Below are 21344 nucleotides of genomic sequence, written 5' to 3' on the forward strand. Positions count from 1 at the left end.
CAATAAGACTTATAAATATAGTGGATTTGGGTTAAGATGTGTTTCGGGAAAGCGGTTGCGCGATACGCCTGTTACGTATATCGGATTCTGCTTTCTTATATTAATCGATTGTTATTGTTGAAGTTATCTCTGGCTGAATTGGGTGAGTTACATCTTGCTGCGCTGACAACGCTGCGATATAGATAGCAGAAAACCTGTCTTACCCTATATGGAATTTACATCTACCTTCAGACAGCGAAATATCCTGAGCGCAAGAGAATAAAAATAACGTCATGAAACGTGATTTCTGACCGTTGATATACCGCAGTACAATAACTATCTGTCAGGCAGTCTGCCGGGCCGGGACGCGAGGGAAACTCTTCAGAAGGAATTGCTTAACTGTTACACACAGCTTAAACCCGGGCAGCTCCGTACGAGCAACCTGAAAGTGAAAAGATATGATAAATGCAAATCGTCCGATAATGAATCTCGACCTCGATCTGCTGAGAACGTTTGTTGCGGTCGCCGATCTCAACACTTTTGCAGCAGCTGCTGCCGCAGTTTGCCGTACCCAGTCCGCCGTGAGCCAGCAAATGCAGCGGCTGGAACAACTGGTTGGTAAAGAGCTTTTTGCGCGCCATGGGCGTAATAAGCTTTTAACGGAACATGGTATACAGCTTCTGGGTTATGCCAGAAAGATACTGCGCTTTAATGATGAAGCTTGTATGTCTTTAATGTTTAGCAACCTTCAGGGAGTGTTAACATTAGGGGCATCGGATGAATCAGCGGATACCATTTTACCTTTCCTTCTCAATCGTATTAGCTCGGTTTATCCGAAGCTTGCGTTGGACGTTAGCGTTAAACGTAATGCTTTTATCGTTGAGATGCTGAAAGAGAACGAGGTTGACCTGGTGGTCACCACGCATCGGCCCGGTCAGTTTGACTGCCTGACGCTGCGTACCTCTCCCACGCACTGGTACTGTGCGGCGGAGTATGTACTGCAACAGGGTGAGCCAATACCCCTGGTCCTGCTGGACGATCCCAGCCCGTTCCGCGATATGGTGCTGGCCGCGCTTAACGAAGCCAATATTCCCTGGCGTCTGGCGTACGTGGCATCCACGCTTCCCGCCGTGCGGGCCGCGGTGAAGGCTGGACTTGGCGTAACGGCCCGTCCGGTTGAGATGATGAGCCCGGATCTGCGCGTTCTGGGTAAATCCGATGGCCTGCCATCGTTACCGGATACGGAGTACCTGCTTTGCCATAACGCCGCCAGCAACAACGAGCTGGCGAAAGTGGTGTTCGAGGCGATGGAAAACTACCATAATCCGTGGCAATACGCGCATGTTACTCCCGAAGGAGGGGGCAACCCCCTGATCGTGGAAGGGGATTTTGAGTGATCGTTCCCTCAAAATTCTCGTAACAAAATGTAAGTGCAAAAAAGAGCCACTCGCATGATTTTTTCATGGAGTGGTTTTTTTTTGCTAATCATAACCGCGAGCGCAGTGTGGATAAGTGAAATACCCGTTATTTATCAACGCAGCATATGCTTCTGGTTAAGATGTAAACGATGGCCGTTCTAACTTCCCTCAACCCCCGTCGATGTTAAAAAAACAGGAAATATGTTGCTGTTTTTTTGATTGAATTAACAAAAGCGTGTCTCAGATCAAGAAAATACTCCTATTTGGGGGGAGGAATCGTTGGCAAATCCTGTCAAAATAGGAGGGTTATTTTTTTACTTCCAAAACGGACACGATTCAACAAGATGCATTTGACGTAAAGTCACCTGGCCACCAGGGTTAAAGGGCATGTTTTGTTAATGAGAATCGCACGATGTAATTTAATGTGAAGAAACCTTTGTTAAAGTTGACAAAAGGTTATAGAAAGGAGTAAAAAACCCCATCATTTTGCTGTCTATGTCTCATTTCAGACAGTTAGTGTAAGGTTATTTGTTCCTCCCCATGAATCGATGTGATGCCCATCTGCCAGCAAGAGCAGTGTCGTCGGTATCACTTTTGATGAGTAAGCAATGAGTATGTCAACATCCACAGAAGTCATCGCTCATCACTGGGCATTCGCAATCTTTCTTATTGTAGCCATTGGCCTGTGCTGCCTGATGTTAGTCGGCGGCTGGTTCCTGGGCGGTCGCGCCCGCGCAAGGCACAAAAACACACCTTTCGAATCAGGTATTGATTCTGTAGGTACCGCTCGCTTACGCCTGTCTGCCAAGTTCTACCTGGTAGCCATGTTCTTCGTCATCTTCGACGTGGAAGCGCTTTACCTCTTCGCGTGGTCTACCTCGATTCGCGAAAGTGGTTGGGTGGGCTTTGTCGAGGCCGCAATTTTCATTTTAGTGTTACTGGCCGGTCTGGTTTATCTGGTGCGTATTGGCGCGCTGGACTGGACACCTGTGCGTTCACGCCGTGAACACATCAACCCGGAAAACAGTATCTCTAATCGTCAGCAGTAACAGCGAGGCAATAAGATGGATTATACGCTCACCCGCATAGATCCTAACGGTGAGAATGACCGTTACCCCCTGCAAAAACAGGAGATCGTAACCGACCCCCTGGAGCAAGAAGTCAACAAAAGCGTGTACATGGGCAAGCTCGAGCATGCCATGCACGACATGGTCAACTGGGGTCGTAAGAACTCCATCTGGCCATACAACTTTGGCCTTTCTTGCTGCTACGTTGAAATGGTGACGTCATTCACTGCGGTGCATGACGTTGCGCGTTTTGGGGCCGAGGTACTGCGTGCTTCCCCGCGTCAGGCTGACCTGATGGTGGTCGCCGGCACCTGCTTTACCAAGATGGCGCCTGTTATACAGCGTCTGTATGACCAGATGCTGGAGCCAAAATGGGTTATCTCCATGGGGGCATGTGCAAACTCGGGCGGTATGTACGACATTTATTCCGTTGTGCAGGGCGTTGATAAGTTCATTCCGGTGGATGTTTACATTCCTGGCTGCCCGCCGCGTCCGGAAGCCTATATGCAGGCGCTGATGCTGCTCCAGGAGTCCATTGGTAAAGAACGCCGCCCGCTCTCATGGGTTGTTGGCGATCAGGGTGTCTATCGCGCGAACATGCAGTCTGAGCGCGAGCGTAAACGTGGTGAACGTATTGCCGTCACCAACCTGCGTACGCCTGACGAAATTTAATTTGCGCCTGTGGGCCTGGAGAACACCTTCGCATATCACTACTCAAATAGCGCGAAGCCAGGCTTAACAGTCACCACGGACCATTTGCAATGGTGAACAATATGACCGACTTAACCGCGCAAGAAGCCGCCTGGCAGACCCGGGATCATCTCGATGACCCCGTCATTGGCGAACTGCGCAACCGTTTTGGGCCGGATGCCTTTACTGTTCAGGCCACCCGCACCGGGGTACCCGTTGTTTGGGTGAAGCGTGAGCAATTACTGGAAGTGGTCGATTTCCTCAAGAAATTGCCAAAACCTTACGTCATGCTGTTTGACTTACACGGCATGGACGAACGTCTCAGAACGCACCGCCAGGGCCTCCCTGCTGCGGATTTTTCCGTTTTCTACCACCTGATCTCAATAGACCGCAACACGGATATCATGCTCAAGGTGGCATTGTCTGAAAACGACATGCATCTGCCGACGATCACCAAACTTTTCCCGAACGCCAACTGGTACGAGCGTGAAACCTGGGAAATGTTCGGCATGACCTTTGACGGTCACCCCCATCTGACGCGCATCATGATGCCGCAGACCTGGACCGGCCACCCGCTGCGTAAAGACTATCCGGCCCGTGCAACCGAATTCGATCCGTTTGAGCTGACTAAAGCCAAGCAGGATCTGGAAATGGAAGCGCTGACCTTCAAGCCGGAAGACTGGGGCATGAAGCGCGGTACCGAAAACGAGGACTTCATGTTCCTCAACCTCGGTCCAAACCACCCGTCCGCGCACGGTGCGTTCCGTATTATTCTTCAGCTTGACGGCGAAGAGATTGTCGACTGCGTTCCTGACATCGGCTACCACCACCGTGGTGCCGAGAAGATGGGCGAGCGTCAGTCCTGGCACAGCTACATTCCGTATACCGACCGTATCGAGTACCTCGGCGGCTGCGTAAACGAAATGCCGTACGTGCTGGCCGTTGAGAAACTGGCAGGCATTACCGTGCCGGATCGCGTTAACGTGATCCGCGTCATGCTGTCTGAACTGTTCCGTATTAACAGCCACCTGCTGTACATCTCCACGTTCATTCAGGACGTCGGCGCGATGACCCCGGTCTTCTTCGCCTTTACCGATCGTCAGAAAATCTACGATCTGGTGGAAGCGATTACTGGTTTCCGTATGCACCCGGCCTGGTTCCGTATCGGCGGTGTGGCACACGACCTGCCGCGCGGCTGGGACCGCCTGCTGCGTGAGTTCCTCGACTGGATGCCGAAGCGTCTGGCCTCTTACGAGAAAGCCGCGCTGCGTAACTCCATCCTGAAGGGCCGTTCCCAGGGCGTTGCTGCCTACGGCGCGAAAGAGGCGCTGGAGTGGGGGACCACAGGTGCTGGCCTGCGTGCGACCGGTATTGATTTCGACGTGCGTAAAGCCCGTCCTTACTCTGGCTACGAGAGCTTCGACTTTGAAGTCCCGGTTGGCGGCGGCGTTTCCGACTGCTACACCCGCGTGATGCTGAAAGTGGAAGAGCTGCGCCAGAGTCTGCGCATCCTCGAGCAGTGCCTCAACAACATGCCGGAAGGCCCGTTCAAGGCGGATCACCCGCTGACGACGCCGCCGCCGAAAGAGCGCACGCTGCAACATATCGAAACCCTGATCACCCACTTCCTGCAGGTTTCCTGGGGCCCGGTCATGCCGGCACAAGAATCCTTCCAGATGATCGAAGCGACCAAGGGTATTAACAGTTACTACCTGACCAGCGACGGCAGCACCATGAGCTACCGTACCCGCGTGCGTACGCCGAGCTTTGCGCACCTTCAGCAGATCCCGTCTGCCATCCGCGGCAGCCTGGTCTCTGACCTGATTGTGTATCTGGGTAGTATCGATTTTGTTATGTCAGATGTGGACCGCTAATTATGCACGAGAATCAACAACCACAAACCGAGGCTTTTGAGCTGAGTGAAGCAGAGCGTGCCGCCATTGAGCACGAGATGCACCACTACGAAGACCCGCGTGCGGCGTCCATTGAAGCGCTGAAAATCGTACAGAAACAGCGTGGCTGGGTGCCGGATGGGGCGATCTACGAGATCGCAAAAGTGCTGGGTATTCCGGCGAGTGACGTAGAAGGCGTAGCCACGTTCTACAGCCAGATCTTCCGTCAGCCGGTAGGCCGCCATGTGATCCGCTACTGTGACAGCGTCGTCTGCCACATTACCGGCTATCAGGGCATTCAGGCTGCAATTGAGAAGAAGCTCAATATCAAGCCGGGCCAGACCACGTTCGATGGTCGCTTTACTCTGCTGCCAACCTGCTGCCTGGGTAACTGCGACAAGGGGCCGACCATGATGATTGATGAGGACACTCACAGCCATCTGACGCCGGAAGCGATTCCTGACCTGCTGGAGCAGTACAAATGAAAACTGTAATTCGTACTGCTGAGACGCATCCGCTGACCTGGCGTCTGCGCGATGACAAACAGCCGGTATGGCTCGACGAATACCAGAGCAAAAACGGTTATGCCGGGGCGCGTAAAGCCCTCGGCGGCATGGCGCCGGACGAGATCGTCAACGCGGTCAAAGAGTCTGGTCTGAAAGGCCGCGGCGGCGCGGGCTTCTCCACCGGTCTGAAGTGGAGCCTGATGCCAAAAGATGAATCCATGAACATCCGTTACCTGCTGTGTAACGCCGATGAAATGGAGCCGGGCACCTATAAAGACCGTCTGCTGATGGAGCAGCTGCCGCACCTGCTGGTGGAAGGCATGCTAATCTCCGCGTTCGCGCTGAAAGCGTACCGTGGCTACATCTTCCTGCGCGGTGAGTACATCGAAGCGGCAGAAAACCTGCGTCGCGCGATTGCCGAAGCCACCGAAGCCGGCCTGCTGGGTAAAAACATCCTGGGCACCGGGTTTGACTTCGAGCTGTTCGTGCACACCGGCGCAGGGCGCTATATCTGCGGTGAAGAAACCGCGCTGATTAACTCCCTGGAAGGCCGCCGTGCGAACCCGCGCTCCAAGCCGCCGTTCCCGGCAAGCTCCGGCGTGTGGGGTAAACCGACCTGTGTGAACAACGTCGAAACCCTGTGCAACGTTCCGGCGATCCTCGCCAACGGCGTGGAGTGGTATCAGGGCATCTCTTCAAGTAAAGATGCCGGCACCAAGCTGATGGGCTTCTCCGGCCGCGTGAAAAACCCTGGCGTCTGGGAACTGCCGTTTGGCACCACCGCACGCGAAATTCTTGAAGACTACGCGGGCGGCATGCGCGATGGTCTGAAATTCAAAGCCTGGCAGCCGGGTGGGGCAGGGACCGACTTCCTGACCGAAGCCCACCTTGACCTGCCAATGGAATTCGAAAGCATTGGTAAAGCAGGCAGCCGTCTGGGTACGGCGCTGGCGATGGCCGTCGACCACGAGATCGGCATGGTGTCGCTGGTGCGTAACCTGGAAGAGTTCTTCGCCCGCGAGTCCTGCGGCTGGTGTACACCATGCCGTGACGGTCTGCCGTGGAGCGTGAAGATCCTGCGCGCAATCGAACGCGGCGAAGGCCAGCCTGGCGATATCGAGACGCTTGAGCAACTGTGTCGATTCTTAGGCCCAGGCAAAACCTTCTGTGCCCACGCACCGGGTGCCGTCGAGCCGCTGCAGAGCGCGATTAAATATTTCCGCGACGAATTCGAAGCAGGCATCAAGCAGCCGTTCAGCAATACCCATTCAATTAATGGTATTCAGCCGAACCTGCTGAAAGCGCGCTGGTAAAAACAGAATTTTGATTAACGCTCGGTTTCGACCGAGACAACTGGAAGCATGCTAATGGCTACGATTCATGTAGACGGCAAAGAATACGAAGTCAACGGGGCGGACAACCTGCTGGAAGCTTGTCTGTCTCTTGGCCTCGATATTCCGTACTTTTGCTGGCATCCGGCGCTGGGCAGCGTCGGTGCTTGCCGCCAGTGTGCGGTGAAGCAATATCAAAACGCGGAAGACACGCGTGGTCGCCTGGTGATGTCCTGTATGACGCCAGCCGCCGAAGGCACCTTTATTTCGATTGATGACGAAGAAGCCAAACAGTTCCGCGAAAGCGTGGTGGAATGGCTGATGACCAACCACCCGCACGACTGTCCGGTTTGTGAAGAGGGCGGTAACTGCCACCTTCAGGATATGACCGTCATGACCGGTCACAGCTTCCGTCGCTATCGCTTTACCAAGCGTACCCACCGTAACCAGGATCTGGGGCCGTTCATCTCTCACGAAATGAACCGCTGCATCGCCTGCTACCGCTGCGTGCGTTACTACAAAGATTACGCAGACGGTCAGGATCTGGGCGTGTATGGCGCGCATGACAACGTCTACTTTGGTCGTCCGGAAGACGGTACGCTTGAGAGCGAATTCTCCGGTAACCTGGTAGAAATCTGTCCGACCGGCGTATTCACCGATAAAACCCACTCCGAGCGCTACAACCGTAAGTGGGACATGCAGTTTGCACCAAGCATCTGCCAGCAGTGTTCCCTCGGCTGTAACACCAGCCCGGGCGAGCGCTACGGCGAACTGCGTCGTATCGAAAACCGCTACAACGGTACCGTTAACCACTACTTCCTGTGCGACCGCGGTCGTTTCGGCTATGGCTATGTGAACCTGAAGGACCGTCCGCGTCAGCCGGTTCAGCGCCGTGGCGACGACGTCATTACCCTCAACGCCGAGCAGGCGATGCAGGGCGCTGCGGATATTCTGCGCCAGTCGAAGAAAGTGATCGGTATCGGCTCCCCGCGCGCCAGCATCGAAAGCAACTTCGCGCTGCGCGAGCTGGTTGGGGCGGAAAACTTCTATACCGGTATCGCCCAGGGCGAACAGGAGCGCCTCCAGCTGGTGCTGAAGGTGCTGCGTGAAGGCGGTATTCACACTCCTGCGCTGCGCGAAATCGAATCCTACGATGCGGTTCTGGTGCTGGGTGAAGACCTGACTCAGACCGGCGCTCGCGCGGCTCTGGCGGTTCGCCAGGCTGTGAAGGGTAAAGCGCGTGAAATGGCAGCGGCGCAGAAAGTGGCCGACTGGCAGATTGCGGCAATCCTGAACATCGGCCAGCGCGCGAAGCATCCTCTGTTTGTGACTAACGTTGACAATACCCGTCTGGACGACATCGCCGCGTGGACCTACTGCGCGCCGGTTGAAGATCAGGCGCGCCTTGGCTTTGCCATTGCCCACGCGCTGGACGGCAACTCTCCGGCCGTTGAGCTGGATCGCGACCTGCAAAACAAGGTCGACGTGATTGTTCAGGCGCTGGCGGGGGCGAAAAAGCCGCTGATTATCTCCGGGACCAACGCCGGAAGCGCCGAGATCATTCAGGCCGCAGCGAACGTTGCCAAAGCCCTGAAGGGCCGCGGTGCGGACGTCGGTGTGACCATGATTGCCCGTGCCGTGAACAGCATCGGTCTGGGCATGATTGGCGGCGGATCGCTGGAAGAAGCGTTAAGCGAACTGGAATCCGGTGCCGCTGACGCCGTTGTGGTGCTGGAAAACGATCTGCATCGCCATGCGTCTGCCGCACGCGTTGACGCCGCGCTCTCCAAAGCGCCGCTGGTGATGGTGATTGACCATCAGCGCACCGCGATTATGGACAAAGCGCACCTGGTGCTCTCTGCGGCAAGCTTCGCAGAAAGCGACGGTACGGTGATCAACAACGAAGGCCGCGCGCAGCGTTTCTTCCAGGTTTATGACCCGGCGTACTACGACAGCAACACCATCATGCTGGAAAGCTGGCGCTGGCTGCACTCCCTGCACAGCACCGTGCAGAGCCGCGAGGTGGACTGGACGCAGCTCGACCACGTTATCGATGCGGTAGTCGAAAAACTGCCTCAGCTGGCGGGCATTAAAGATGCCGCGCCTGAAGCAAGCTTCCGCATTCGCGGCCAGAAGCTGGCGCGTGAACCGCACCGTTACAGCGGCCGTACCGCAATGCGCGCCAACATCAGCGTGCACGAACCGCGTCAGCCGCAGGATAAAGACACCATGTTCGCCTTCTCCATGGAAGGGAACAACCAGCCGTCCGCGCCGCGTTCGCAAATCCCGTTTGCCTGGGCGCCGGGCTGGAACTCCCCGCAGGCATGGAACAAGTTCCAGGCTGAAGTGGGTGGTTCATTGCGCCACGGCGATCCGGGCGTGCGTCTGATTGAAGCCACCGAAACCGGTCTGGACTTCTTCACCACCGTTCCGGCGAGCTTCCAGGCGCAGGAAGGGCACTGGCGTATTGCGCCGTACTACCACCTGTTTGGTAGCGACGAAATGTCCCAGCGTTCACCGGTATTCCAGCAGCGCATGCCGCAGCCGTACATCAAGCTCAACCCGGCGGATGCCGCTAAGCTTGGCGTTAACGCGGGCGCGAACGTTGCCTTTAGCTACGACGGCCAGACAATCAGCCTGCCGCTGATTATCTCTGAAAGCCTGACAGCAGGGCAGGTTGGTCTGCCGATGGGTATGCCAGGCATCGCGCCGGTACTGGCGGGTGCGCACCTTGATAACCTGCAGGAGGCACAAGCATGAGTTGGTTAACGCCGGATCTTATCGACATCCTGCTGAGCATTCTGAAAGCGGTTGTGATTCTGCTGGTGGTGGTCACCTGCGGTGCGTTCATGAGCTTTGGTGAACGTCGTCTTCTCGGTCTGTTCCAGAACCGTTACGGACCGAACCGCGTGGGCTGGGGTGGTTCACTCCAGCTGGTCGCGGACATGATCAAGATGTTCTTTAAAGAGGACTGGGTTCCGCGCTTCTCGGATCGCGTGATCTTTACTCTGGCACCGATGATCGCCTTCACCTCGCTGCTGCTGGCGTTTGCTATCGTTCCGGTCAGCCCGACATGGGTGGTGGCTGACCTGAACATCGGCATTCTGTTCTTCCTGATGATGGCAGGCCTCGCGGTTTACGCGGTGCTGTTCGCAGGCTGGTCCAGTAACAACAAATACTCGCTGCTGGGTGCGATGCGTGCTTCCGCGCAGACCCTGAGCTACGAGGTGTTCCTGGGGCTCTCCCTGATGGGCGTGGTGGCGCAGGCCGGTTCATTTAACATGACCGACATCGTCAACAACCAGGCCGACATCTGGAACGTTATCCCGCAGTTCTTTGGGTTTATTACCTTTGCTATCGCGGGCGTGGCGGTGTGTCACCGTCACCCGTTTGACCAGCCAGAAGCCGAACAGGAACTGGCCGACGGTTACCACATTGAATATTCCGGCATGAAGTTCGGCCTGTTCTTCGTGGGCGAGTACATCGGTATCGTCACCATTTCCGCGTTGATGGTAACGCTGTTCTTTGGTGGCTGGCATGGCCCGTTCTTACCGCCGTTCATCTGGTTCGCGCTGAAAACCGCGTTCTTCATGATGATGTTCATTTTGATTCGCGCAGCGTTACCGCGTCCGCGTTATGACCAGGTAATGTCCTTCGGCTGGAAAGTGTGCCTGCCGCTGACGCTCGTCAACTTGTTGGTAACGGCGGCTGTCATTCTCTGGCAGCAGCCATAAGGGGCTATAGACCATGACCTTAAAAGAATTATTGGTAGGTTTCGGCACCCAGGTACGCAGTATCTGGATGATCGGCCTGCACGCGTTTGCCAAACGCGAAACCCGGATGTACCCGGAAGAGCCGGTATATCTGCCGCCGCGCTACCGTGGCCGTATCGTGCTGACGCGCGACCCGGACGGTTCCGAGCGCTGCGTTGCCTGTAACCTGTGTGCGGTAGCGTGTCCGGTCGGCTGTATCTCTCTGCAAAAAGCAGAGACGGTAGACGGCCGCTGGTATCCTGAGTTCTTCCGCATCAACTTCTCACGCTGCATCTTCTGCGGCCTGTGCGAAGAAGCGTGCCCAACCACGGCGATTCAGCTGACTCCAGACTTCGAGCTGGGTGAGTACAAGCGTCAGGATCTGGTGTACGAGAAAGAGGATCTGCTGATTTCCGGTCCGGGCAAATACCCGGAATATAACTTCTACCGGATGGCGGGTATGGCAATCGACGGCAAAGATAAGGGCGAAGCAGAGAACGAAGCTAAGCCTATCGACGTCAAGAGCCTGTTACCGTAAGGAGAGGGCAATGGAATTCGCTTTTTATATCTGTGGCCTTATCGCCATCCTGGCTACGCTACGAGTGATTACGCACACCAATCCGGTGCATGCGCTGCTGTATTTAATCATCTCGCTGCTGGCCATTTCCGGGGTGTTCTTCGCGCTGGGCGCGCACTTTGCGGGCGCGCTGGAAATCATCGTCTACGCCGGGGTCATTATGGTGCTGTTCGTGTTCGTGGTGATGATGCTGAACCTGGGCGGCTCTGAGATTGAGCAGGAACGTCAGTGGTTAAAACCGCAGGTGTGGATTGGCCCGGCAATTTTGTCGGCCATTATGCTGGCGGTGATTGTTTACGCCATTCTCGGCGTCAACGACCAGGGCATCGACGGTACGCCGATCGGCGCTAAAGAGGTCGGTATCACGCTCTTTGGCCCATACGTTCTGGCGGTTGAACTGGCTTCAATGCTGCTGCTGGCGGGTCTGGTTGTCGCCTTCCACGTCGGACGTGAAGAGCGTGCTGGCGAGGTGCTGAGCAACCGCACCGACGACCGCGCGAAAAGAAAAACGGAGGAGCGCGCATGATCCCCTTAACACATGGACTGATCCTCGCTGCGATTTTATTCGTTCTGGGCTTAACCGGTCTGGTTATCCGCCGCAATCTGCTGTTTATGCTGATTGGTCTGGAAATCATGATTAACGCTTCCGCGCTGGCCTTTGTGGTCGCCGGTAGCTACTGGGGCCAGACCGATGGTCAGGTGATGTACATTCTCGCCATCAGCCTCGCGGCTGCCGAAGCGAGTATTGGCCTGGCGCTGTTGCTGCAGCTCCATCGTCGCCGCCAGAACCTGAACATCGATTCAGTAAGTGAGTTGCGTGGATGAACATGCTTGCCTTAACCATTATTTTTCCGCTAATTGGCTTCCTGCTGCTGTCGTTCTCGCGCGGCCGCTGGTCTGAAAATCTGTCTGCCACCGTCGGCATGGGCTCTGTTGGCCTGGCTGCGCTGGTAACGGCATACGCGGGCGTCGACTTCTTTAACAACGGGCGTCAGGCCTTCAGCGTGCCGCTGTGGAACTGGATGTCGGTCGGTAACTTCAACATCGGTTTTAACCTGGTGCTGGATGGTCTGTCTCTGACCATGCTCTCCGTGGTCACCGGCGTGGGCTTTCTGATCCACATGTTCGCCTCCTGGTATATGCGCGGTGAAGAGGGGTACTCCCGCTTCTTCGCCTACACCAACCTGTTTATCGCCAGCATGGTGGTTCTGGTCCTGGCCGATAACCTGCTGCTGATGTATCTGGGCTGGGAAGGCGTGGGCCTGTGCTCTTACCTGCTGATCGGCTTCTACTACACCGATCCGAAGAATGGCGCAGCGGCCATGAAAGCGTTCGTCGTGACCCGCGTGGGTGACGTCTTCCTCGCGTTCGCGCTGTTCATTCTTTACAACGAACTGGGCACGCTGAACTTCCGCGAAATGGTGGAACTGGCGCCGGCGCAATTCGAAGCAGGCAATAACATGCTGTGGTGGGCGACGCTGATGCTGCTGGGTGGTGCCGTGGGTAAATCCGCGCAGCTGCCGCTTCAGACATGGCTGGCCGACGCGATGGCGGGTCCAACCCCGGTCTCCGCGCTGATCCACGCCGCAACCATGGTGACCGCCGGTGTTTACCTGATTGCGCGTACCCATGGCCTGTTCCTGATGACGCCTGAAATTCTGCATCTGGTGGGTATCGTTGGTGCGGTGACGCTGGTGCTGGCAGGCTTTGCCGCGCTGGTTCAGACCGACATCAAGCGCGTTCTCGCGTACTCCACCATGAGCCAGATTGGCTACATGTTCCTGGCGCTGGGCGTTCAGGCGTGGGACGCGGCCATTTTCCACCTGATGACGCACGCGTTCTTTAAAGCGCTGCTGTTCCTCTCATCCGGTTCGGTGATCCTGGCCTGCCACCACGAGCAGAATATCTTCAGGATGGGCGGACTGCGTAAGTCCATCCCGCTGGTTTATGTCTGCTTCCTGGTGGGCGGCGCGGCGCTGGCGGCACTGCCGCTGATTACCGCGGGCTTCTTCAGTAAGGACGAAATCCTTGCGGGTGCCATGGCGAATGGTCATATCAATCTGATGGTTGCGGGTCTGGTCGGTGCGTTCATGACCTCCCTGTATACCTTCCGTATGATTTTCATCGTATTCCACGGTAAAGAACAAATTCACGCTCACGCAGGGAAGGGGATTACTCATCACCTGCCGCTGATTGTGCTGCTGGTACTGTCCACCTTCGTTGGCGCGATGATTGTGCCACCGCTGCAGGGCGTACTGCCGGCGACAACCGAGCTTGAGCACGGTCGCGTTCTGACGCTTGAAATTACCTCCGGCGTGGTCGCAATTGCGGGCATCCTGATTGCTGCATGGCTGTGGCTGGGTAAACGCACGCTGGTGACTGCCGTTGCCAACAGTGCGCCAGGCCGTCTGCTGAGCACCTGGTGGTACAACGCGTGGGGCTTCGACTGGCTGTACGACATGATCTTCGTTAAGCCGTTCCTGGGCATTGCGTGGCTGCTGAAGCGCGACCCGCTGAACAGCCTGATGAACATCCCGGCGATCCTCTCTCGCTTCGCAGGTAAAGGCCTGCTGTTCAGCGAGAACGGTTATCTGCGCTGGTATGTGGCGTCCATGAGCATCGGTGCGGTTGTCGTGCTGGCGCTGCTGATGGTGTTGCGTTGATCGTTAAGTGAATTTTATTCGAATTCGTTGAAAATCAGGCCCCTGTTGGGAGCCTTAAAAAGGAATATAAATCGCCATGTTACTACCCTGGCTAATATTAATTCCCTTCATCGGCGGCTTCCTGTGCTGGCAGACTGAACGCTTTGGCGTGAAGATGCCGCGCTGGATCGCGCTGATCACCATGGGATTGACGCTCGCGCTTGGCCTGCAACTCTGGTTGCAGGGTGGCTACTCACTGACCCAGTCTGCGGGGCTTCCGCAGTGGCAGTCTGAGTTCATTTTGCCGTGGATCCCGCGTTTCGGCATCACGATCCACCTGGCCATTGACGGTCTGTCGCTGCTGATGGTGGTGCTGACCGGCCTGCTCGGCGTTCTGGCGGTACTGTGTTCCTGGCGTGAAATCGAAAAATACCAGGGCTTCTTCCACCTGAACCTGATGTGGATCCTGGGCGGCGTTATCGGCGTGTTCCTGGCCATCGACATGTTCCTGTTCTTCTTCTTCTGGGAGATGATGCTGGTGCCGATGTACTTCCTGATCGCGCTGTGGGGCCACAAGGCCTCCGACGGTAAAACGCGTATCACGGCGGCAACCAAGTTCTTCATCTACACCCAGGCGAGCGGTCTGGTGATGCTGATTGCTATCCTGGCGCTGGTGTTCGTGCACTACAACGCGACCGGCGTCTGGACCTTCAACTATGAAGACCTGCTGAAGACGCCAATGTCCCACGGCGTGGAATACCTGCTGATGCTGGGCTTCTTCATCGCCTTCGCGGTGAAAATGCCGGTGGTACCGCTGCACGGCTGGCTGCCGGACGCGCACTCCCAGGCGCCAACGGCGGGTTCCGTTGACCTCGCGGGTATCTTGCTGAAAACCGCGGCCTACGGTCTGCTGCGTTTCTCCCTGCCGCTGTTCCCGAACGCCTCCGCGGAGTTCGCACCGATTGCCATGTGGCTGGGTGTGATCGGTATCTTCTACGGCGCATGGATGGCCTTCACGCAGTACGACATCAAACGTCTGATTGCTTACACCTCCGTTTCCCACATGGGCTTCGTGCTGATTGCTATTTACACCGGCAGCCAGCTGGCGTACCAGGGCGCGGTCATTCAGATGATTGCGCACGGTCTCTCCGCTGCGGGTCTCTTCATCCTGTGCGGTCAGCTGTACGAACGTCTGCATACCCGCGACATGCGTATGATGGGCGGCCTGTGGGGCAAAATGAAGTGGCTGCCAGCGCTTTCCATGTTCTTCGCGGTTGCCACCCTGGGGATGCCGGGTACCGGTAACTTCGTCGGCGAATTTATGATCCTGTTCGGCAGCTTCAAAGTGGTTCCGATGATTACCGTCATCTCCACCTTTGGTCTGGTGTTCGCTTCCGTGTACTCGCTGGCGATGCTGCATCGCGCTTACTTCGGTAAAGCGAAGAGCGAAATTGCTGCAAAAGAACTGCCGGGGATGTCGCTGCGCGAGCTGTTCATCATCCTGCTGCTGGTCGTACTGCTGGTGCTGCTGGGCTTCTATCCGCAGCCGATTCTGGATACCTCGCACTCCGCGATGGGTAATATCCAGCAGTGGTTTGTTAATTCTGCTTCTACTACAAGGCCGTAATTCGCCATGACAATAACTCCACAACAACTGATCGCGCTGCTACCGCTGCTGATCGTCGGATTGACGGTGGTGGTTGTGATGCTCTCCATTGCGTGGCGACGCAATCACTTCCTGAATGCGACCCTGTCCGTTCTGGGTCTGAACGCTGCGTTAGTCTCCCTCTGGTTTGTTGGCCAGGCGGGAGCGATGGACGTCACGCCGCTGATGCGCGTTGACGGCTACGCCATGCTCTACACCGGTCTGGTGCTGCTGGCGAGCCTGGCAACCTGTACCTTTGCGTACCCGTGGCTCGAAGGCTACAACGACAACAAAGAAGAGTTTTACCTGCTGGTACTGATTGCCGCACTGGGCGGCATTCTGCTGGCGAATGCGAACCATCTGGCCGCGCTGTTCCTCGGTATTGAGCTGATCTCTCTGCCGCTGTTCGGCCTGATAGGCTACGCCTTCCGCCAGAAGCGTTCTCTGGAAGCGGCAATCAAGTACACCATTCTGTCCGCTGCCGCGTCGTCGTTCCTGCTGTTCGGTATCGCGCTGCTGTACGCACAGACGGGTAACCTCTCCTTCATGGCGCTCGGCAAGAGCCTCGGAGACGACATGCTGCACGAGCCGCTGCTGCTGGCGGGTCTGGGCATGATGATTGTTGGCCTTGGCTTCAAGCTGTCTCTGGTTCCGTTCCACCTGTGGACGCCAGACGTATACCAGGGCGCACCCGCGCCGGTCTCTACCTTCCTGGCGACGGCGAGCAAAATCGCTATCTTCGGCGTGGTGATGCGTCTGTTCCTGTACGCGCCGGTGGGCGACAGCGAAGCGGTTCGCGTGGTGCTGGGCATTATCGCCTTCGTTTCCATCATCTTCGGTAACCTGATGGCGCTGAGCCAGACCAACATCAAGCGTCTGCTGGGCTACTCCTCTATCTCTCATCTGGGTTACCTGCTGGTGGCGCTGATTGCGCTGCAAAGCGGCGAGATGTCGATGGAAACCGTGGGCGTATATCTGGCCGGCTACCTGTTCAGCAGCCTCGGCGCGTTCGGCGTGGTGAGCCTGATGTCCAGCCCGTACCGTGGTCCGGATGCAGATTCTCTGTTTTCCTACCGTGGTCTGTTCTGGCACTGTCCAATCCTGTCCGCGGTGATGACCGTAATGATGCTCTCGCTGGCGGGTATTCCGATGACGCTGGGCTTTATCGGTAAGTTCTACGTGCTGGCCGTCGGCGTGCAGGCGGGTCTGTGGTGGCTGACTGCGGGCGTCGTTATAGGCTCCGCTATTGGTCTCTACTACTACCTGCGCGTAGCGGTGAGCCTGTACCTGAGCGCGCCTCAGCAGCTTAACCGCGATGCACCGTCCAACTGGCAGTACAGCGCCGGGGGTATCGTGGTGCTGATCTCTGCGCTGCTGGTGCTAATCTTCGGTATCTATCCGCAGCCGCTGATTGATATCGTGCAGCGAGCAATGCCGTTGATGTAAAAGCAAAAAACCCGCCTCGGCGGGTTTTTTTATGGTTTTCGCCCTCTCCCGGTGGGAGAGGGACGGGGTGAGGGCACCAGCCCGCACCAGACTTAAGCCAGCTGCTTCCTGCTAATCAACGGCCCGTCAATTTTCTTCATCGAACGATCCAGCACCTCTTCAATCACCGACGACAGCTCGTTCAGCTCAAACTTTGCCACGTAGCCGTCGGCCTTCACTTTGCGAATATGGTCTTCGTTGGCGTTGCCGGAGAGCGACGAGTGGATCACCACCGGAATATCTTTCAGTACCGGGTCGGTTTTGATTTTGCGCGTCAGCGTGAAGCCGTCCATCTCCGGCATTTCGAGGTCGGTCAGCACCAGGGCAATTTTATCGGTGATCGGCACCCCTTCAGCCTGCGCCTGCGCGGCTAGCTGGGTAATTTTCTCCCATGCGTCTTTGCCGGTGATGTGCAGCTGGGCCGGGATCTCCATCGCCTGCAACCCCTTCTCCAGCATCGAGCGCGCCACCTTCGAGTCTTCCGCAACAATCGCGACAGAGCCCGGCTTGATGTTGAATTTGGTGGTCTTCAGGTTAGTGGCGTGCAGATCGTGGTTGGCCGGGGTGATATCGTAGAGGATCTGCTCCACGTCCAGCACCATCGCCAGATCGTTGGTATCGGTCTTCTCGTCCAGACAGGCGATGCTGGTGATATAGCGCCCGCTGACGGCGGTTTCGGCCGCGTGAACCTGCTTCCAGTCCAGACGCATGATGTTCTCCACCGATTCCACGGCAAACGCCTGCACGCTGCGGGCATATTCGGTGATCAGCAGTATGTTCAGCCCGGTTGCTGGCCTGCAGCCCGCGACGGCGGCAAGATCGATCACCGGGATAACCTGGTCGCGAATATTCACCATCCCCATCAGCGGAGACTTCATCCCCGCGGGTTTGGTGAACGTCGGCATCGGCACAATTTCGCGCAGCTTGAATACGTTGATGCCGAACAGCTCGGATTTGTTTTCGTTCAGAGAGGTGCCAAGACGGAACAGCAACAGTTCAAAACGGTTGGACAGGGTCAGATTCGCCCTGTCATCAATATCTTTCTGGAAATTATCCATTCTACCCTCAAGAGAAATGCTGGCCTTTTAATCGTTATCGGCATCCTGAGGGAAAAGTGAAGGACTAAACGCTGACCTTAGCGAAATCTACCGCCAGCTCACACGCCGGGAAGACCTCCCGACACTCCGCCAGCAGGCTTTGGCAGCCGCGGGCGTCGTAGCGCGAGCTGACGTGAGTGACAATCAGCTTCCCGACGCCTGCTTCACGGGCAAGCCGTGCCGCCTGACGCGTTGAGCTATGGCCCCGGCCGTTGGCCTTTTCCTCCATCGCAGCGTCCAGCGTCGCCTCATGCACCATCACGTCCACGCCTTGCGCAAGCCTCAGCGCTGAAGGGCAGGGGGCGGTGTCGCCGAATATCGCCAGTTTTTTGCCCGGCTGCGGCGGCGCAAGATAATCCTGGCCGTTGATAACGCGGCCGTCTTCCAGCGTGACGGTCTCTCCGTGCTTCAGGCGCTGAAACAGCGGGCCGGGTTTAACGCCATCGGCCTGCAGCGCGGCGGCGTTGAGCGCGCCGGGTTTATCATGCTCTTCCACGCGATAGCCATAGCACTCCACCGGATGGTTAAGCGGGTAGGCGCGCACCTGATAGTCGCCGTCGTCGAAGACCAGACCTTCGCCAATCTCCACCACCTCCAGCGGATAATCGGTCCATGAACCGCTCAGGCGCAGCGTGGTCTCAACAAATTCCTGAATACCCGCCGGCCCGTAAATCGTCAGCGGGTTGGCGTTGCCCGCCATTGAACGGCTGCACAGCAGGCCCGGCAGGCCAAACAGGTGATCGCCATGCAGATGCGTGATAAAGATCTTATCCAGCTTGCCGGGATGATATGAGGTATGCAGCAGCTGATGCTGCGTGCCCTCTCCGCAGTCAAACAGCCACAGCCCGCCGCGGGTAGGATGCTTAAGATCCAGCAGAATTGCCGTCACGTTTCGTGAGCGGGTTGGCACCCCGGCGGACGTACCCAGAAAAATCAGTTCCATAACGCAATCAGCCCTTTGCCGAATGGGAAGGGGTTTAGTATAACGTGATGAACCCCAGGAAGGAGAAACACATGATCCAGTGGCAAGATTTACACCACGGCGAACTGACCGTTCAGTCACTATACGCCCTGCTCAGGCTGCGCTGTGAAGTCTTTATTGTTGAACAAACCTGCCCGTATCAGGATATCGACGGCGACGATCTGGTGGGTGAGAACCGGCATATCCTCGGCTGGCGGGGTGATGACCTGGTGGCGTATGCGAGGATTCTGAAAAGCGAGGACGATTTCGACCCCGTCGTTATTGGCCGGGTTATTGTCAGCGGCAGCGCCCGCGGTGAAAAGCTGGGCTATCAGCTGATGGAAAAAACGCTGGAAGCGTGCAGAAAACGATGGCCTGACAAGGCGTTATACCTTGGCGCCCAGGCGCATCTGCAGCCTTTCTACGCCCATTTCGGTTTTGCCCCGGTGACGGAAATCTATGACGAAGACGGCATCCCGCACGTCGGCATGGCGCGCGAAGCGAAACAGGCGTAATGGCGAGACGTTGTCTATAGTTACCGGACTGGTGTACTAACATGGAGAACATTATGTCATTTCAATCCTGGGATTCCCGAGCAGACGACGACCTGACGCTGCTGAGCGAAACGCTGGAAGAGGTGCTTCGTTCGTCAGGCGATCCTGCCGATCAGAAGTACATTGAGCTTAAAGCGCGTGCCGAACAGGCGCTGCATGATGTGAAAAACCGCGTCAGCAACGCCTCCGACAATTACTACTACCGCGCAAAGCAGGCGGTGTATCGTGCCGATGATTACGTCCATGAAAAACCGTGGCAGGGCATTGGCGTCGGGGCAGCCGTAGGGCTGGTGCTGGGCCTGCTGTTAGCCCGCCGTTAAGCCGCTAAACCCCTCCCTAAACGTGGGTACTGCTATTTATCGTCAGTACCCCGTATAATAGTAGGTTTTAACAGGGAGAGGTTCGCGTGCATTCGATTTTCCTCGCGCTGGAACGCCTGCGCACTCAGCTTGCGCAAGCGTTACCCGCTACGCCCGGCTTACGTCATTTCGACGTTTCATTCCCGTTAAACGATGCCTTCGATCCCCTGGCATGGCTGGGCGCGCAGCGGAGCTATCCTCAGTTCTACTGGCAGCAGCGCAGCGGCGATGAGGAGCTTGCCGCGCTGGGAAGCCTCGTCCACTTTGATTCTCTGGCCTCGGCCTCACGGTTTTTGCATGCCCATGATGCGGCAGATGATACCCGCATCTGCGGCCTGAACGCCTTCAACCCGGCGCAGGGAAACCTGTTTTTGCCGCGCCTGCTCTGGCGACGGTCTGCCGGCGTCGCCACGCTGCGCCTGCAGCTCTGGAGCGAAACGTCCCTGCGTGAAGATGCCCGTCAGGCGCTGAGCGTTATAGACAGCCTGCGCGATGCCGCCCCAATTCGCCCGCTGTCCGTTCAGGTTGCGCAGGAAACGCATCATCCACAAAAGCCGGAGTGGCTGCGGCTGATCCGTCTGGCGACGGATACCATCGCGCTCGGCGATGTCGAAAAAGTGGTGCTGGCGCGAGCGACGGATTTGCAGTGCAGGCAGCCCGTAGACGCGATTGCGCTGATGGCCGCCAGCCGCGCGCTGAACCTCAACTGCTACCATTTTTGTATGGTTTTCGATGCCGGCAACGCGTTTCTCGGTTCGACCCCAGAGCGCCTGTGGCGGCGGCGCGGCACGCTGCTGCGCACCGAAGCGCTGGCAGGCACCGTTGCCAGCCATACCGACGACAGGCAGGCCAGGCATTTAGGCGACTGGCTGATGAACGACGACAAAAATCAGCGTGAAAATATGCTGGTGGTGGAAGATATCTGCCAGCGTCTTCAGCACCATACCCGGACGCTTGAGGTACTGCCCCCGCAGGTGCTGCGTCTGCGCAAGGTACAGCACCTGCGCCGCTGCATCTGGACCGAGCTTAAACAGCCTGACGACGAGCAGTGTCTGCACGCCCTGCAACCGACGGCTGCGGTGGCCGGGCTGCCGCGTCAGGCCGCGCGTGAGTTTATTGAGAAAGTGGAGCCGTTTGATCGGGAGTGGTACGCCGGCTCGGCGGGCTATCTGTCGGTCGAACAAAGTGAATTCTGCGTGGCATTACGCTCCGCCCGCGTCCACGACGACGCGCTGCGCCTTTATGCCGGGGCGGGCATCGTCAGCGGCTCCGATCCGGAGCAGGAGTGGCAGGAGATAGAAAACAAAGCCGCCGGGCTGCGCTCCCTTCTCCTTAGGGATTAATACTGATTCGCGCAATCCCGATTCACATCAAAATTCTGATTTTTTC

The 21344-nt window shown here is 56.9% G+C and carries 19 protein-coding genes; 17 read left to right on the forward strand and 2 right to left on the reverse strand.

Going from position 1 to position 21344, the window contains the following annotated elements; all coding sequences use genetic code 11:
• The first annotated feature begins 437 nt into the window (after positions 1-437).
• The 14 genes from lrhA (at position 438) to nuoN (ending at position 16945) form a co-directional block, all read left to right on the forward strand.
• The gene (lrhA, locus tag HWQ14_RS12085) at positions 438-1376 is read left to right on the forward strand and encodes a transcriptional regulator LrhA (protein WP_148419924.1); all 939 of its coding nucleotides are present in this window, start codon (positions 438-440) and stop codon (positions 1374-1376) included.
• A gap of 629 nt (positions 1377-2005) precedes the next feature.
• Positions 2006-2446, forward strand: a complete 441-nt coding sequence (nuoA, locus tag HWQ14_RS12090; RefSeq protein ID WP_003861475.1) for an NADH-quinone oxidoreductase subunit NuoA — start codon at positions 2006-2008, stop codon at positions 2444-2446.
• A gap of 15 nt (positions 2447-2461) precedes the next feature.
• Positions 2462-3136, forward strand: coding sequence for an NADH-quinone oxidoreductase subunit NuoB (nuoB, locus tag HWQ14_RS12095; RefSeq protein WP_003861482.1), 675 nt, complete (start codon positions 2462-2464; stop codon positions 3134-3136).
• Between the two features lie 89 nt (positions 3137-3225).
• Positions 3226-5028 carry an NADH-quinone oxidoreductase subunit C/D gene (gene nuoC / locus HWQ14_RS12100; RefSeq protein ID WP_176609838.1) on the forward strand — a complete coding sequence of 601 codons (1803 nt, stop codon included), beginning with the start codon at positions 3226-3228 and terminating at the stop codon, positions 5026-5028.
• 2 nt (positions 5029-5030) lie between these two features.
• On the forward strand, positions 5031-5531 hold the full coding sequence (nuoE, locus tag HWQ14_RS12105; protein ID WP_006176513.1) for an NADH-quinone oxidoreductase subunit NuoE: 501 nt from the start codon (positions 5031-5033) through the stop codon (positions 5529-5531).
• Complete coding sequence (gene nuoF, locus HWQ14_RS12110; RefSeq protein WP_148419922.1) at positions 5528-6865, forward strand: NADH-quinone oxidoreductase subunit NuoF; 1338 nt, start codon at positions 5528-5530, stop codon at positions 6863-6865. Before nuoE ends, nuoF begins: the two co-directional genes overlap by 4 nt.
• Before the next feature lie 54 nt (positions 6866-6919).
• Positions 6920-9643, forward strand: coding sequence for an NADH-quinone oxidoreductase subunit NuoG (gene nuoG, locus HWQ14_RS12115; RefSeq protein WP_176609839.1), 2724 nt, complete (start codon positions 6920-6922; stop codon positions 9641-9643).
• Complete coding sequence (gene nuoH, locus HWQ14_RS12120; RefSeq protein WP_003861490.1) at positions 9640-10617, forward strand: NADH-quinone oxidoreductase subunit NuoH; 978 nt, start codon at positions 9640-9642, stop codon at positions 10615-10617. Before nuoG ends, nuoH begins: the two co-directional genes overlap by 4 nt.
• 13 nt (positions 10618-10630) lie before the next feature.
• Positions 10631-11173, forward strand: a complete 543-nt coding sequence (gene nuoI, locus HWQ14_RS12125; RefSeq protein WP_003861491.1) for an NADH-quinone oxidoreductase subunit NuoI — start codon at positions 10631-10633, stop codon at positions 11171-11173.
• A gap of 10 nt (positions 11174-11183) precedes the next feature.
• Positions 11184-11738, forward strand: a complete 555-nt coding sequence (nuoJ, locus tag HWQ14_RS12130; RefSeq protein ID WP_176609840.1) for an NADH-quinone oxidoreductase subunit J — start codon at positions 11184-11186, stop codon at positions 11736-11738.
• Entirely contained in the window at positions 11735-12037 is a 303-nt protein-coding gene (nuoK, locus tag HWQ14_RS12135; protein WP_003861496.1) for an NADH-quinone oxidoreductase subunit NuoK, read from the forward strand. The genes nuoJ and nuoK overlap by 4 nt, the downstream gene beginning before the upstream one ends.
• A complete protein-coding gene (nuoL, locus tag HWQ14_RS12140) occupies positions 12034-13875 on the forward strand; it encodes an NADH-quinone oxidoreductase subunit L (RefSeq protein ID WP_176609841.1) in 1842 nt (613 codons plus the stop codon). Before nuoK ends, nuoL begins: the two co-directional genes overlap by 4 nt.
• A 76-nt stretch (positions 13876-13951) precedes the next feature.
• Positions 13952-15481, forward strand: a complete 1530-nt coding sequence (gene nuoM, locus HWQ14_RS12145; protein ID WP_148419917.1) for an NADH-quinone oxidoreductase subunit M — start codon at positions 13952-13954, stop codon at positions 15479-15481.
• Between the two features lie 6 nt (positions 15482-15487).
• Positions 15488-16945, forward strand: coding sequence for an NADH-quinone oxidoreductase subunit NuoN (gene nuoN / locus HWQ14_RS12150; protein ID WP_176609842.1), 1458 nt, complete (start codon positions 15488-15490; stop codon positions 16943-16945).
• A 92-nt stretch (positions 16946-17037) separates the two neighbouring features.
• Here the strand turns inward: nuoN and HWQ14_RS12155 are convergent, their stop codons facing one another.
• Both HWQ14_RS12155 and rbn read right to left on the reverse strand, forming a co-directional pair.
• Entirely contained in the window at positions 17038-18042 is a 1005-nt protein-coding gene (locus HWQ14_RS12155) for a chemotaxis protein (RefSeq protein WP_176609843.1), read from the reverse strand.
• A 64-nt stretch (positions 18043-18106) separates the two neighbouring features.
• Positions 18107-19024 (reverse strand): ribonuclease BN, encoded by a 918-nt coding sequence (rbn, locus tag HWQ14_RS12160; protein WP_176609844.1) that lies wholly within the window; start codon positions 19022-19024, stop codon positions 18107-18109.
• A 71-nt stretch (positions 19025-19095) separates the two neighbouring features.
• Here rbn and HWQ14_RS12165 point away from each other — a divergent pair, with 71 nt between their 5' ends.
• From HWQ14_RS12165 to menF, 3 genes are all read left to right on the forward strand, one after another.
• Complete coding sequence (locus tag HWQ14_RS12165; RefSeq protein WP_176609845.1) at positions 19096-19557, forward strand: GNAT family N-acetyltransferase; 462 nt, start codon at positions 19096-19098, stop codon at positions 19555-19557.
• A gap of 53 nt (positions 19558-19610) precedes the next feature.
• Complete coding sequence (gene elaB, locus HWQ14_RS12170) at positions 19611-19916, forward strand: stress response protein ElaB (RefSeq protein WP_148419912.1); 306 nt, start codon at positions 19611-19613, stop codon at positions 19914-19916.
• 86 nt (positions 19917-20002) lie between these two features.
• On the forward strand, positions 20003-21298 hold the full coding sequence (menF, locus tag HWQ14_RS12175) for an isochorismate synthase MenF (protein WP_176609846.1): 1296 nt from the start codon (positions 20003-20005) through the stop codon (positions 21296-21298).
• Positions 21299-21344 lie beyond the last annotated feature (46 nt).

The sequence above is a fragment of the Enterobacter cloacae genome (assembly GCF_013375935.1).
GTDB lineage: Bacteria > Pseudomonadota > Gammaproteobacteria > Enterobacterales > Enterobacteriaceae > Enterobacter > Enterobacter pasteurii.